The sequence below is a fragment of the Streptomyces angustmyceticus genome (assembly GCF_040701845.1).
In the GTDB taxonomy this organism is placed as follows: domain Bacteria; phylum Actinomycetota; class Actinomycetes; order Streptomycetales; family Streptomycetaceae; genus Streptomyces; species Streptomyces angustmyceticus_A.
On sequence record NZ_JBFBHQ010000028.1, the window covers coordinates 35,964 to 50,029 of the forward strand.

General features: G+C 71.1%; 14 protein-coding genes. 10 read left to right on the forward strand and 4 right to left on the reverse strand.

Going from position 1 to position 14,066, the window contains the following annotated elements; translation table 11 throughout:
* Positions 1-306 precede the first annotated feature (306 nt).
* From AB0411_RS32745 to AB0411_RS32770, 6 genes are all read left to right on the forward strand, one after another.
* Entirely contained in the window at positions 307-738 is a 432-nt protein-coding gene (locus AB0411_RS32745; protein ID WP_030081424.1) for a DUF3052 domain-containing protein, read from the forward strand.
* 147 nt (positions 739-885) lie between these two features.
* A complete protein-coding gene (locus tag AB0411_RS32750) occupies positions 886-1,344 on the forward strand; it encodes a peroxiredoxin (protein ID WP_030081426.1) in 459 nt (152 codons plus the stop codon).
* 174 nt (positions 1,345-1,518) lie between these two features.
* A complete protein-coding gene (locus AB0411_RS32755; RefSeq protein WP_328387028.1) occupies positions 1,519-2,094 on the forward strand; it encodes a TerD family protein in 576 nt (191 codons plus the stop codon).
* A gap of 226 nt (positions 2,095-2,320) precedes the next feature.
* On the forward strand, positions 2,321-2,896 hold the full coding sequence (locus AB0411_RS32760; protein ID WP_366420912.1) for a TerD family protein: 576 nt from the start codon (positions 2,321-2,323) through the stop codon (positions 2,894-2,896).
* A gap of 53 nt (positions 2,897-2,949) precedes the next feature.
* Complete coding sequence (locus AB0411_RS32765) at positions 2,950-4,077, forward strand: DUF475 domain-containing protein (RefSeq protein WP_366420913.1); 1,128 nt, start codon at positions 2,950-2,952, stop codon at positions 4,075-4,077.
* Between the two features lie 99 nt (positions 4,078-4,176).
* The gene (locus AB0411_RS32770; protein WP_366420914.1) at positions 4,177-4,920 is read left to right on the forward strand and encodes a TerD family protein; all 744 of its coding nucleotides are present in this window, start codon (positions 4,177-4,179) and stop codon (positions 4,918-4,920) included.
* 63 nt (positions 4,921-4,983) lie between these two features.
* Here AB0411_RS32770 and AB0411_RS32775 read toward each other — a convergent pair whose 3' ends face one another.
* A complete protein-coding gene (locus AB0411_RS32775) occupies positions 4,984-6,123 on the reverse strand; it encodes a TerD family protein (protein ID WP_366420915.1) in 1,140 nt (379 codons plus the stop codon).
* 218 nt (positions 6,124-6,341) lie between these two features.
* Here AB0411_RS32775 and AB0411_RS32780 point away from each other — a divergent pair, with 218 nt between their 5' ends.
* The 4 genes from AB0411_RS32780 to AB0411_RS32795 all read left to right on the forward strand — a co-directional run bounded on the left by AB0411_RS32780 (position 6,342) and on the right by AB0411_RS32795 (position 11,829).
* Positions 6,342-7,514: an HpcH/HpaI aldolase/citrate lyase family protein gene (locus AB0411_RS32780; RefSeq protein ID WP_366420916.1), complete on the forward strand. Its 1,173-nt coding sequence runs from the start codon at positions 6,342-6,344 to the stop codon at positions 7,512-7,514.
* Between the two features lie 33 nt (positions 7,515-7,547).
* Positions 7,548-10,103: a phosphoribosyltransferase gene (locus tag AB0411_RS32785; protein WP_366420917.1), complete on the forward strand. Its 2,556-nt coding sequence runs from the start codon at positions 7,548-7,550 to the stop codon at positions 10,101-10,103.
* Positions 10,103-10,978, forward strand: a complete 876-nt coding sequence (locus tag AB0411_RS32790) for an HAD family hydrolase (RefSeq protein WP_437044142.1) — start codon at positions 10,103-10,105, stop codon at positions 10,976-10,978. The genes AB0411_RS32785 and AB0411_RS32790 overlap by 1 nt, the downstream gene beginning before the upstream one ends.
* A gap of 227 nt (positions 10,979-11,205) precedes the next feature.
* Positions 11,206-11,829 (forward strand): O-methyltransferase, encoded by a 624-nt coding sequence (locus AB0411_RS32795; RefSeq protein WP_366420961.1) that lies wholly within the window; start codon positions 11,206-11,208, stop codon positions 11,827-11,829.
* Between the two features lie 108 nt (positions 11,830-11,937).
* Here the strand turns inward: AB0411_RS32795 and AB0411_RS32800 are convergent, their stop codons facing one another.
* From AB0411_RS32800 to AB0411_RS32810, 3 genes are read right to left on the reverse strand one after another with little or no spacing between them, the layout of a single operon-like run.
* Positions 11,938-12,153: an FmdB family zinc ribbon protein gene (locus AB0411_RS32800; protein WP_366420918.1), complete on the reverse strand. Its 216-nt coding sequence runs from the start codon at positions 12,151-12,153 to the stop codon at positions 11,938-11,940.
* A gap of 26 nt (positions 12,154-12,179) precedes the next feature.
* Positions 12,180-13,307: a sugar kinase gene (locus AB0411_RS32805; RefSeq protein WP_403152042.1), complete on the reverse strand. Its 1,128-nt coding sequence runs from the start codon at positions 13,305-13,307 to the stop codon at positions 12,180-12,182.
* Complete coding sequence (locus tag AB0411_RS32810) at positions 13,304-13,924, reverse strand: bifunctional 4-hydroxy-2-oxoglutarate aldolase/2-dehydro-3-deoxy-phosphogluconate aldolase (RefSeq protein ID WP_366420919.1); 621 nt, start codon at positions 13,922-13,924, stop codon at positions 13,304-13,306. Before AB0411_RS32810 ends, AB0411_RS32805 begins: the two co-directional genes overlap by 4 nt.
* Positions 13,925-14,066 lie beyond the last annotated feature (142 nt).

The following is a 14,066-nucleotide window of genomic DNA, read 5'->3' on the forward strand; positions in this document are numbered from 1 at the left end:
CATGTCGAAAGTGCTTCGCGTACGGACGTGCGGGCGCCGAAAGCGGGTCCGGGAGCGGCTGCCGCCCCCCGAAGGGACCAGTCCCGCGCGAGTACCCGATAAACTTCACAGAAAGCTGTGGCGTGAATCACTTCAGCCTGGCCTGCGGGGGTCGTGCTTGCGGCGAGACGCCTCGGAACGTCACCGTTTCGGCGGTCTGGACCGCCGGGTACTTGCGCGATCCGCCCGGCCCGTGTGGACTACGCCCAATGCTCCGCGCACGCGCGGGGTCCCCGAGCATTTCCGAAACATGACAGGAGGCAATCCGTGAGCGCGACCGCGGACCACGCGGAGGAGCGGACCAACCCTGCCGCCAGGCTGGGGTTCGAGCCCGGACAGGTGGTCCAGGAGATCGGCTACGACGACGACGTCGATCAGGATCTCCGCGAAGGCATTGAGACCGTGATCGGCCAGGATCTCGTCGACGAGGACTACGACGACGTGTGTGACGTCGTCCTGCTGTGGTTCCGGGACGAGGACGGCGACCTCACGGACGCGCTGGTGGACGCCATCGGGCTGATCGACGAGGGCGGGCAGATCTGGCTGCTGACCCCGAAGACCGGCCGCGACGGCTACGTCGAGCCGAGCGACATCAATGAGGCCGCGCAGACCGCGGGTCTGTCCCAGACCAAGAGCATCAATGCGGGCAAGGACTGGGCCGGAAGCCGGCTGGTCACGCCCAAGGCAGGGAAGCGCTGAGCCGCACGTCCCCTCATTCGCCACCGAGCCCCCTCCGCCCTGTTCCGGAGGGGGCTCGGCCCTGTTCAGGACGGGTTCCCCGGACGTGCACCCCGGCGCGTAGGGTTGGTCGCGTCCTGTTGTGAGTGAGCGGAAGGGAAGCACCCCATGGCGATCGAGGTCGGCACGAAGGCTCCGGATTTCGAGCTGAAGAACCAGCACGGCGAGCTGGTCAAGCTCTCCGACTTCCGCGGCGAGAAGGCCGTCGTCCTCCTCTTCTACCCCTTCGCCTTCACCGGTGTCTGCACCGGCGAGCTCTGCGCGCTCCGTGACGAGCTGCCGAAGTTCGTCAACGACGACGTCCAGCTGCTGGCCGTCTCGAACGACTCCCCGTTCTCGCTGCGCGTCTTCGCCGAGCAGGAGGGCCTGGAGTACCCGCTGCTGTCGGACTTCTGGCCGCACGGCGAGGCCTCGCGGGCGTACGGCGTCTTCGACGAGGAGAAGGGCTGCGCGGTGCGCGGCACGTTCATCATCGACAAGGAGGGCGTGGTGCGCTGGACGGTCGTCAACGGCCTGCCCGACGCCCGCGACCTGAACGAGTACGCCAAGGCGCTCGACACCCTCTGAGGGCGCGCGCCCGTCCCGGCCGGCGTCCTCTGCGCCCACCGGCCGAATCCGCACGGATCCAGGTGCGGGATCTGCAATCGGTGGGAACCGGTCACTAGGATCAATTCGTTGATCCGATGCCATGCACGATGGGGGCGCAATCTTTACGTACCCCTCGAATCTATGGGAGGACTCGTGGGAGTCAGCCTCAGCAAGGGCGGCAACGTCTCGCTGACGAAGGAAGCCCCCAATCTGACCGCGGTCGTCGTCGGTCTGGGCTGGGACGCGCGCACGACCACCGGTACGGACTTCGACCTGGACGCCAGCGCCCTGCTGACGAACGACCAGGGCAAGGTGGCCAACGACCAGAACTTCGTGTTCTTCAACAACCTGAAGAGCCCGGACGGTTCGGTCGAGCACACCGGCGACAACATCACCGGTGAGGGCGAAGGCGACGACGAGCAGATCAAGGTGAACCTGGCCGCGGTGCCGGCCGAGGTCTCCAAGATCGTTTTCCCGGTGTCGATCTACGACGCCGAGACCCGCCAGCAGAGCTTCGGCCAGGTCCGCAACGCCTTCATCCGCGTGGTCAACCAGGCCGACAACAACGAGCTGGCGCGCTACGACCTGAGCGAGGACGCCTCGACCGAGACCGCCATGGTCTTCGGCGAGCTGTACCGCAACGGCGCCGAGTGGAAGTTCCGAGCCATCGGCCAGGGCTACGCCTCGGGGCTGCGCGGCATCGCGCAGGACTTCGGCGTCAACGTCTGATCCGGCGGGACCTGACGGATCCGACGGGATCCGAGGGGACCCGAGGGAATCAGCCATCTGATCGTCGGCCTCGGGGCCGGGCGGCTGCCGCAGCGGCTGCCGGGCCGAGAGCGACGGCGTCCGGCGCCGTACGCCCCCGTCCGGGGACGTACGGCGCCGGACGCGCATCGAGGGACACGGGCCGCGCCGGACACGGCCCGCACGGACGCAGGGGAGGAAGCGAACGATGAGCGTCACGCTTGCCAAGGGGGGCAATGTCTCCCTGTCCAAGGCCGCGCCGGATCTCACGCAGATCATGGTCGGCCTCGGCTGGGACGCGCGGTCCACGACCGGAGCGCCCTTCGACCTCGACGCCAGCGCACTGCTGTGCCAGTCGGGCCGGGTGCTGGGAGACGAGTACTTCGTCTTCTACAACAACCTCAAGAGCCCCGAGGGCTCCGTCGAGCACACCGGGGACAATCTCACCGGCGAGGGGGAGGGCGACGACGAGTCGGTTCTCGTCGATCTCTCGCAGGTGCCCGAACAGGTCGACAAGATCGTTTTTCCGGTCTCGATCCATGAGGCCGATGCGCGCGGCCAGAGCTTCGGCCAGGTCAGCAATGCCTTTATCCGGATCGTCAATCAGGCCGACGGCAGCGAACTCGCCCGCTACGACCTCAGCGAGGACGCCTCCGCCGAAACCGCAATGATCTTCGGCGAGGTGTACCGCCACAACGGGGAATGGAAGTTCCGTGCGGTAGGGCAGGGGTACGCGTCGGGTCTGCGGGGCATCGCTCTAGACTTCGGGGTCAACGTTTCGTAAAGCGCCGCGCGCTGCGCGCGGGGGACCCCATACAGCGAGGGATTGGGTAGGCAGTGCTCCTGAAAACCTTTGGCTGGTCGTTCGCCATCACGGTGATAGGCCTCGCCTTGGCGGGCGTGCTCTGGGGGTGGCAGGGGCTGGCGATTGTCGGGATCCTGTCCATCCTGGAGATCTCGCTCTCGTTCGACAACGCCGTCATCAACGCGGGCATCCTGCGCAAGATGAACGCCTTCTGGCAGAAGATCTTCCTCACCTTCGGCATCCTCATCGCGGTGTTCGGCATGCGGCTGGTGTTCCCGGTCGTCATTGTCGCGATCACCGCGAAGCTGGGGCCGATCGAGGCGGTCAACCTCGCCATCAACGACAAGGCGCAATACCAGGAACTGGTCACCAGCGCGCACCCGGCCATCGCGGCCTTCGGCGGAATCTTCCTGCTGATGATCTTCCTCGACTTCATATTCGAGGACCGCGACTACAAGTGGCTGTCCTGGATCGAGAAGCCCATGGCCAAGATGGGCAAACTCGACATGCTGTCGGTCATCCTCGCACTGGTCGCCCTGCTGGTGACCGCGATGACGGTGGCCACCGACGCCGCGCACGGCGCCGGTGACAAGAGCGCCACGGTCCTGCTGGCCGGCGTCGCGGGCCTGATCACGTATCTCGTCGTCGGCGGCGTCTCCGGCTACTTCGAGGACAAGCTCGACGAGGACGAGGACGAGGACGAAGAGGGTGCGGCGGCCCCCGCGACGAAGGGCACCGGCGCGGCCGTGGGCCTGGCCGGCAAGGCCGCGTTCTTCATGTTCCTCTACCTGGAGGTCATCGACGCGTCCTTCTCCTTCGACGGTGTCATCGGCGCCTTCGCCATCACCAACGACATCTTCATGATGGCGCTGGGTCTGGGCATCGGCGCGATGTACATCCGTTCGCTGACGGTCTTCCTGGTCCGCAAGGGAACCCTGGACGACTACGTCTACCTGGAGCACGGCGCCCACTACGCGATCGGCGCGCTGGCCGTCATCCTGCTCCTCACGATCAAGTACGAGATCCCCGAGGTCGTCACCGGCCTGGTGGGCATCGCGCTGATCGGCCTCTCCTTCGCTTCCTCCGTGATCCGCAACCGGCGCGAGGGCAAGCCCGGGGACACCTCGGGAACACCGTCGGAAGTCACCTCCGGAGTGTGACGCGACGCTGATTGAGGAACGCTCTTTGCGGGGCGGCTGCGAGGTGCGGACCTCGGGCCGCCCCGCAGTGATGTGGGGTCGAGCAAGGGGGTGGGCAGAGTGTCGTTCCTGGGGAATCTGCGGCGCGGTGGCGCGGCGAAGTTCGACTTCGACAGCGGCGGAGCGTCGTACGTCGTCGAGCTGACGAAACGGAATCCGGTCGTCTCGCTGACCAAGCAGGGGGCGGCCACGGGGCATCTGCGGGTCAATCTGCACTGGCAGATGCGGACCTCGGATCTGCACGAGCGCAGCGGGCAGGGCAGGGGCGGGCTGCTGCGGCACCCGGGCAAGCTGTTCAAGCCCGAGATAGTGCAGGCGCAGGGGCCGGCCGTGGTCAATGTCGACCTGGACCTGGCCTGCCTGTACGAGCTCCAGGACGGCACCAAGGGCGTGGTGCAGCCGCTGGGCAACTTCCTCGGCGACCTCAACGCCGCGCCCTTCGTGAAGCTCAGCGGCGACGACCGCTTCGGCTCGGGATCCGGCGAGACGCTCTACATCAACCTGGATCACCGCGATGAGATCAAGCGCATGCTGCTCTTCGTCTACATCTACGACGGGACGCCCGCGTTCGACCGTACGCATGCGGTCGTGACGCTCTATCCGAGCAGCGGACCGCGGGTCGAGGTCAAGCTGGACGAGCGGGCGCCGCAGGCCCGTTCCTGCGCCATCTTCATGCTGGAGAACGTCAAGGGCGAGCTGACGGTGCGCCGCGAGGTGAAGTACGTCTACGGCTTCCAGGCGGAGCTCGACCGGCTGTACGGCTGGGGGCTGCAGTGGGGGCGGGGCTACAAGACGAACGCGTGAGGCGGGCGTGCCCGCCCCGGTCCCTGCCCGTGCCGCGTCGGCAGGGACCGTCGGCGGAGATCGCTAACGCCGCTGGAACTGCGGCCCCTGGGGCGGCAGCACGAAGGACGGGTCCGGCACGAAGGGCTGCTGCACCGGGTAGCCGTAGGTCGCGGGGGCCTGTTGCGGCGGCTGCGGAGCGCCGTACGGCGACGGGGGCGGCTGCTGCGGCTGGTACTGCGGCGGCGGCCCCGGGTAGCCGTAGGCGGGCTGGGCCGGAGGCTGCGTGGGCGGCGGCGGCACGTTCTGCGGATAGCCGTAGCCGCCGCTGGTGGGCGGCGTCCCCGGCGCCTGCGACGGCGCGGCGGACGACGGCAGCGGTGCGGACGAGAAGGGCTCCGGCATGGCGTCCGGCACATGCTGGGTGACCGCGTCCGGGTCCGACGCCGAGGGCGCCTGCGGGTCCGCCGCGGACGGGGGGCCCGAGGCCTCTTCGGGCCAGGTGCTGGGCGGCGGGGTCGCGGAGGCGGCCGGGGTGCTTGCGGAGGGCGCCGGTGCCGGTGCTTTTGCCGGCGGAGCCTTCGAAGCCGGCGCCTCCGAGACGGGTGCCTCCGGCCTCGGTGCCGCCGATGCCGGTGCGGACGCCTCCTCCGGCGTCGCCGGGCCGTCGCCGTCCGCCTCGCTCTCGTCCACCGAGATCCCGAACTCGGTCGCCAGACCGACCAGACCGGTCTCGTACCCCTGCCCCAGGGCGCGGAACTTCCAGCCGTCCGCGCGCCGGTACAACTCCCCGCAGATCAGGGCCCGCTCGTCGCCCGTCTCGGGCACCACGTCGAAGACCGCGATCGGCTCGCCGTCGCTCGCCGCCGCGTCGTACAGCAGGACCCGCAGATCCGGGACCCCCGCGAACACGCCACCGTCCGACGACGCGGCCAGCACCACCCGGTCCACCGACGCGTCCAGCGCCGAGAGATCCGCCTCGATGGTGTCGGTCAGGCTCTCTTCGAGCCGGGTCTTGGGCAGGTGCCGCACCAGGCCGCTGGGGTGCCGCGGTTGGTTGTAGAAGACGAAGTCCTCGTCGGAGTGCACGCGCCCCTCGGGCCCCACCAGCAGGGCCGAGGCGTCGACGTCGGGGACGCCTGTGCCGGGGGTCCAGCGCAGGACGGCCCGGACAGCCGTGGCATCGAGGGGGACGTTCGACCCTTTCAGCATCGCGTGCGTCATGCCGTAATCCTGCCTTCCCTGAGGTCGCAGCGACAACGCGGGGGGCCGCGAGCCGCCTCCGGGGCGCGACGGCAGGCACCCGGGAGTCCCGTGGGGGTTACGTGATTTTCACGCACGCGGGAACTAACCAGGCCCCCACACACGTACGATTACCGGCTGGATCCAGACAGCGAGACGCAGCGGGGGTGCCCGGGTCCCGCATGTATACGGGGAGTTGTATGCGGCATTTTGGGCACCTTGCGCCCGACATCCGGAAGACACTGTTCCACCAGGAGCCGGTGGAGTTCTCCGCGGACTCCCCGGCCCGCACGCTCGCGGTCGCCCTGGGCGCGACGCTCTACAGCCCCGCCACCCGCCCGCGGCTCGCCGCCGATGTCGCCAAACAGGCCGCACTCGGCGTGAAGTCCATGGTGCTGTGCCTGGAGGACTCCATAAGCGACGCGGATGTCGAGGCCGGCGAGGAGAACCTCGTGCGGCAGCTCGGTCTCCTGGACGAGGCGGCCGCCGGGGGCGCCGACCTTCCGCTGCTGTTCATCCGCGTCCGCGCGCCCGGCCAAATACCGGATCTGGTGCGCCGGATGGGCGCTGCCGTGCACAAGCTGTCCGGATTTGTACTTCCGAAGTTCACCGAGGAGCGCGGCGTCCCGTTCCTCGAGGCGCTGACCGCCGCCGAGGCCGACTGCGCCCGGCGGCTCTTCGCGATGCCGGTGCTGGAGTCGCCGGAGCTGCTGCATCTGGAGAGCCGCGCCGAAACCCTTCAGGGCATCGCCAGGACCGTGGACAAGTACCGGGAGCGGGTGCTCGCCCTGCGGCTCGGCGTCACGGACTTCTGCTCCGCCTACGGACTGCGCCGGGCCCCCGACATGACGGCGTACGACGTGCAGATCGTCGCCTCCGTGATCGCCGACGTGGTGAATGTGCTCGGACGGGCGGACGGCACGGGCTTCACGGTCACCGGCCCGGTGTGGGAGTACTTCCGGCTGCAGGAGCGGATGTTCAAGCCGCAGCTGCGCCGCAGCCCGTTCCTCGGCCGCGCCGAGGAACTGCGTACCGCCCTGATCGAGCACGACATGGACGGCCTGCTGCGGGAGATCGAACTCGACCGCGCGAACGGTCTGCAGGGCAAGACCTGCATCCACCCCTCGCACGTCGCGCCCGTGCACGCCCTCTCGGTCGTCAGCCATGAGGAGTTCAGCGACGCGGTCGACATCCTGCGGCCCGAACGGGGCGACGGCGGGGTACTGCGCTCCGCCTACACGAACAAGATGAACGAGGTGAAGCCGCATCGCGCCTGGGCCGAGCGGACCCTCCTGCGCGCCGAGGCGTTCGGCGTGGCCCGCGAGGGCATCGGGTTCGTGGAGCTGCTGGCGGCGAGCCTGCCGCAGACCTGAAGTGCGGTGAATGCGGTGAATGCGGTGAAACAGATGAACGGTACGACGGAGGAGACGGAACGCGTGGTCTGGACGGGAGAATGGGTCGCCGGTCGGCTCGGAGTCTCGCTGAGCGGCGGGGACGAGCTGCCGGAGCTGCTGGGGCTCGCGCTGCGCCGCAACCCCAAGCGGGCCCATCTGCTCGTGTCGAACGTGCTCGGCAAGCATGTGCCCCAGCGACCGGGCGTGGTCCATGGCGTCGGTGTCGGGCTGGGACGCCGGGTGCGCACGCTGCTGGGGGACGAGGCCGCCGCCCGCTCCGTCGTCCTGGGCTATGCCGAGACCGCCACCGGCCTGGGGCATTCGGTGGCCGACGGCCTGGCACTCGCGCCCTATCTGCACTCCACCCGCCGCCCGGTGGCGGGCGTGGCGCAGGTGGGCGGGTTCGAGGAGGAACACAGCCACGCCACCTCGCATCTGCTGCTCCCGGAGGACCGCGCCCTGCTGGCGGGCGACGGACCGCTGGTGCTCGTCGACGACGAGTTCTCCACCGGCACGACCGTCCTGAACACGATCCGGGCGCTGCATGCGCAGTTCCCGCGGGAGCGGTACGTGGTCGTCGCCCTGGTCGATATGCGCTCCGACGCGGACCGCAGCCGTCTGGAGAAGTGCGCGGCCGACCTGGGCGCCCGCGTCGACCTCGTGGCGCTTGCCGCGGGAGGCGTGCGGCTGCCCGAGGACGTTTTGATCCGCGGGCAGGAACTCGTCGCCGCCCAGGAGGCCGGTGAGGCTGCCGGGGACGGGAAGGCACCTGGGGACCGGGAGGCGCGGGCGGATGTCGTGCGGGTCGACCTGGGCTGGCCCGCCGGGCTGCCGGACGGCGGGCGGCACGGCTTCGCGCCGGCGCACCGCGCCCGCCTGGAGGCCGCTCTGCCGGAGATGGCCGCCCGGATCGCCGGGCATGTGGACGGCGCCCGCCGCGTCCTCGTCCTCGGCAGCGAGGAGTTGATGTACGCGCCGCTGCGGATAGCCGAGGCCCTGGACACCCTCCTGGCCGGGGAGGCGAGCGGCGCCGAGCCGACGCCGAACGGTGACGGCCTCGAAGCCGGGGACGGCGCCCCGGCGCCCCGGACCGGTCGCGTGTCCGCGACGCCCGGGGGGCCGGGCGTCTTCTTCTCGACCACCACCCGATCGCCGGTGCTCGCCGTCGACGACCCCGGTTACGCGATACGGACCCGGCTGTCCTTCCCCGCGCACGACGAGCCGGCCGACGGGCCGGGGGAGCGGTACGCCTACAACGTCGCGGCCGGCACCCACCCGGAGCGCGGCTTCGACGCCATCGTGGCCGTCGTGGACTCGCCCGGCGACCTGCCGGAGCTGCACGCCACCGACGGTCTGCTGGACCGGCTCGCCGAGCACACCGACCGGCTGCTGCTCGCCGTCATCCCCTCCTACGCCCCGCGGCCACCGGCCCTCCCCGAGCCGCTGCGCGGCCCCGCCTTCTCCTCCTACACCGCCGACGAGGTCGGCTGGCTGCTGCAGGACCTCTCCGACGTCACCCTGGAAGCGCCGACCGAGGAACGCGAGGAGGCGATTCAGCGCGGTGGCGCCCACTACGCGGAGTCGCTGCCGGTCGAATACCAGCCGAGCGAGCAGTACCAGGCGCTCTTCCACAGTGCGCTGGAGACCTCCGCCGGCCGTATCGCGCGGGCGGTGGGGACCGTCACCGAGACCGTGCTCGCCGAACGCGGCCCGCGCCCCGTGCTGGTGTCGCTGGCCCGGGCCGGTACCCCCGTCGGGGTGCTGATGCGCCGCTGGGCGCTGCACGCCCACGGCCTGGAGCTGCCGCACTACGCGGCCTCGATCGTCCGCGGCCGGGGCATCGACACCACCGCGCTGCGCTGGCTGGCCGCCCACCACGATCCGGCGGATGTCGTCTTCGTGGACGGCTGGACCGGAAAGGGCGCCATCACCCGCGAACTCGCCCAGGCCCTGGAGGACTTCCCGGGCTTCGATCCGCGGATCGCCGTGCTCGCCGACCCCGGTGGCTGTGTCGAGACCTACGGGACCCGGGACGACTTCCTCATCCCGTCCGCCTGTCTCAACTCCACCGTCTCCGGCCTGATCTCCCGCACCGTCCTGCGCGACGACCTCGTGGGGCCGGACGACTTCCACGGCGCGAAGTTCTACCGCGACCTGGCCGCGGACGATCTGTCGCGCGTGTTCCTGGACACGGTCAGCGCCCGTTTCGACGAGGTGGCCGCGCAGGTCGCCACGGACGCGAAGGAACTGGCCGCCGCCGACCGGGCACCCACGTGGGAGGGCTGGGCGGCCGTCGAGCGGATCAGCGAGGAGTACGGCATCCACGACGTGAATCTCGTGAAGCCCGGAGTCGGTGAGACCACGCGCGTGCTGCTGCGCCGGGTCCCCTGGAAGATCCTGGCCCGGCAGGGCGCCGGGGCCGACCTCGACCATGTGCGCCTCCTGGCGGAACAACGCGGTGTGCCGGTCGAAGAAGTCGACGGACTGCCCTATACCTGTGTCGGGTTGATCCACCCCCGCTTCACGCGCGGGGCCACGGGCGCCGACGGCAAGGCGGTGGCCTCCTGATGAACGGCCGGCCCCTCGCCCCCCACCTCCCTTCCCTGGAAGCGCTGCGCGCTGCCCCTCTTCTGGTCGCCAGCGACCTCGACCGCACCCTGATCTATTCGGCCGCCGCCCTGGGCCTCGCCATGCCCGACGCCGAAGCCCCCCGGCTGCTGTGCGTCGAGACCTACGAGCGCAAGCCGCTGTCCTATATGACGGAGACGGCCGCGGCCCTGCTCACCGAACTGGCCGGCGCCACCACGTTCGTCCCGGCCACCACCCGTACGCGCGAGCAGTACGGGCGCATCCACCTCCCGGGCCCGGCACCGGAGTTCGCCGTCTGCGCCAACGGCGGCCATCTGCTCGTACGCGGCGAGTCGGACCCGGACTGGCAGCGCACCGTCGCCGAGCGGCTCGCCGCGCAGTGCGCGCCCCTGGACGAGGTCCGCGCGCATCTCGTCCGCACCGCCGACCCGGCCTGGCTGCTCAAGGAACGTGTCGCGGAGGATCTTTTCGCCTACCTCGTCGTGGAGCGGCCGCTGCTGCCGGACACCTGGGTGAAGGACCTCGCCGGCTGGGCGGACGAACGCGGCTGGACCGTGTCCCTTCAGGGCCGCAAGGTCTACGCCGTGCCGAAGCCGCTGACCAAGAGCGCGGCCGTGGCGGAGGTGGCACGCCGCACCGGGGCGTCCGAGGTCCTCGCGGCCGGCGATTCCCTCCTCGACGCCGATCTGCTGCTGGCCGCGGACCGCGGATGGCGGCCCGGACACGGCGAGCTGGCGGACTCCGGCTGGCACGCCCCCCACGTCACGGCGCTCGACGAGCGGGGAGTCGCCGCGGGCGAGGACATCGTGCGGGCCTTCCTCCGCGGCGCCGTACCTTCGGGCCACGCCGGCTGACACGGACGACGACAGAGAGCGCCACCGCCCGTCCGGGGACGTGAGACCGGAAGAGAGGCACGAGGCGCGAGCGGAGGGAGACGGCGGAAAGCAGTTGCCGAAGGTGAGGGCTCGGTTAGTCTCGCCGGGGCGGCCGGCCGCATCGTCCGGTGATCGGCCGAGACCGCGATCCTTGATCAAGAGGAGAGCCTGTGGCTGAGTCCAAGAGCACGCCGATCACGGCGGAGATGTACGACTACGTCCTCGCCCACAACCCACCCTTGAACGCCGCGCAGCGGGACATCATCGAGCTCACCCGTCAGCAGTTCCCCGACGCGGCGGGGATGCAGTCGGCGGAGGAACAGGGGCCGCTGCTGGCGTTCCTGGTGCGGCTGATCGGGGCACGTCATGTCGTCGAGGTGGGCACGTTCACCGGCTTCTCGGCGCTGTCCATGGCCCAGGCGCTGCCCGCGGACGGCACGCTGATCGCCTGCGACGTGTCCGAGGAATGGACGGCGTACGGCCGGGAGGCGTGGGAGAAGGCCGGTGTCGGCGACCGCGTCGAACTGCGGATCGCGCCCGCGCTGGAGACGCTGCGGGCGATGCCGGCCGAACCGCACATCGACCTTGCCTACCTCGACGCGGACAAGAGCGGCTATATCGCCTACTGGGAAGAGCTGGTGCCCCGGATGCGGCCGGGCGGCCTGATCGTCGCGGACAACGTCCTGTACCGCGGCCAGGTCACCGACCCGGCGGCGACCGGATCGGCCCTCGCGATCAGGGCGTTCAACGACCACGTCGCGGCGGACTCCCGTATGGAGACCGTGATTCTCACCGTGGCGGACGGCGTGACGCTGGCCCGCAAGAGGTAGCGGCCGGGTCGCGCACGGGGGCGGTGGCACGGACCGAGGCCGCCCGGCCGGGCCACGGGCCGTGACGTGCCCACGGGGCCGGGCCGGGACCCGGCCCGGGGACGTGCCCTACCCGCAGCAACCGCCTCCGCAGCAGCCGCCTCCGCCGCCCCCGCCCTTCGGGGCGGGAGCGGTGGCGGAGCCGCCGACGGCGACCGTGGAGAGGAGCTTCACGGTGTCCCCGTGGCCCTCGGGGCACACGGCCGGGGCGGAGGATTCGGCCATCGGCCGGTTCAGCTCGAAGGTGGCGTCGCAGGGGCGGCACCGGTATTCGTAACGAGGCATGGGCACAGATTAGCCGTGGCCCCCGCTCAGCGGACGACGGTGCCGGGCGGCGCGCCCAGCATGCCCAGCTCCGCACGGGTCGGCGCGCCCTCCCAGTCGCCGGGGGACGCGACGGCGAAGGCTCCGGTGGTGACGGCCCGCTCCAGGCAGCCGGCCGGCCCTTCGCCGTCCAGCAGCGCCGACAGGTAGCCCGCCACGAAGGCGTCGCCGGCGCCCACCGCATCCACGGCCCGCACGGCCTTGGCGGGCTGGGGCAAGGAGCCGCCGTGGGTGAAGGCCGTCGCCCCTTCCGCACCGAGTTTGACCACGACCTCGCCGACGCCCAGGTCCAGCAGAAGCCCGGCCTGCGAGGCGAGGGAGGCCCGGGGGTCGCTGGCGGGTCCGGTCCGGGTGGCTCCCGAGGGGGCGTCCGGTCCGGCGTCGTCCGGTCCGTCGTCGTCTCCCGGCAGGCACAGCGGGAGTTCGTCATCGGAGGCGATCAGGACATCCACGAAGGGAATCCATTCGCGGAGGACGGCTGTGGCGTCCTCGGCGGTCCACAGGCGAGCGCGGAAGTTGACGTCGAGGCAGACCAAGGAGCCGTGTTCGCGGGCCAGTTGAAGGGAGCGGAGGGCTGCCGAGCGGGCCGTGGGGCTCAGGGACGGGGTGATGCCCGTCAGGTGCAGGACGCGGGGCGGGGCCGTGCGGAAGGCACGGTCGACGGTTTCTGCGGTGAGCCGCGAGCCGGCCGATCCCGCACGGTAGTAGTGCACCCGGGTGACCTCGGGCAGCCGCGGCTCGAAGAGGAGCAGCCCGGTCGGGGCGCCGGGATCGATCGAGGCGCCGGAGACCTCCACACCCTCGGCGCGCAGCGTTCGCAGCACCAATTGGCCGGCCTCGTCCTCGCCGACCGCGCCCGCCCAGCGGACGTCGTGCCCCAGCCGGGCCAGCCCGATGGCGACATTGCTCTCCGCTCCGGCGACGGAGACCTGCATCGTGCCGCCGAGCTTCAGTGGGCCGCTGCCGCGCAGCGCGACCATGGTCTCGCCGAAGGTGAAGACGTCCGGGCGGCCCGGTTGCCGGGGAGCCCGCGGACGGCCCGGGGTTGTCCCGGGGAGGGGAGCGGCGCCACCGCGCTGCGCTTGCCCGCCTCCGGAAGCCGGCTGTCCCGTCATTGCGCGCACACCGCCCTGAACTCCGCCGCGCGCTTGCGCAGCCCGTCCAGGTCGCCGCCGTCCGCCGCGTCCCCGACCAGCGGCGAGCCGACTCCCACCGCCACCGCCCCCGCGGCGAAGTACGCCTGCGCAGCCGCCGCGTCCACACCGCCGACCGGCACGAACGGCAGCTCGGGGAAGGGAGCGCGCAGCGCCCGCAGATATGCGGGCCCGCCGGCCGACGCCGGGAACAGCTTCAGGGCCGAGACGCCCAGCGCGTCGGCCGCGATCACCTCCGACGGCGTCATCACCCCGGCGAGCGTCGGCAGCCCCTGGCGCACGGACTCCTCCAGGCCGGCGCCGAGGCCGGGCGTGACGATGAGGTTCGCCCCGGCTTCGGCGGCGCGCCGGGCGTCGGACGCGGTCAGGACGGTGCCGGCGCCGAGCCAGGCCGCGTCGCCGAGCTCGGCGCGCGCCCGTCGGATCACGGTGAGGGCGTCCTTCCCGCTGAGCGAGACCTCGATCAGCGGAAGTCCTGCTTCCACCAGCGCCATGACCGTGCGGAAGGACGCCTCCGCATCTCTGCCCCGGATGATGGCGACCAGCCGCTCGGTCCGGAGTGCCGTGCTGAGGTCCATGGCGTTTCCTGCTTTCTCCTGCGCCCCGCCGCGTACGTGCTGCGCGGCCGGGTCGTTCGGGCACGCGGGTGACGCCTTCGATTATTCCGGTCCGGGCGGACGGGCGTGCCGGGTGTGCCGCAGGGGGCGGGCCCGGAGTGGT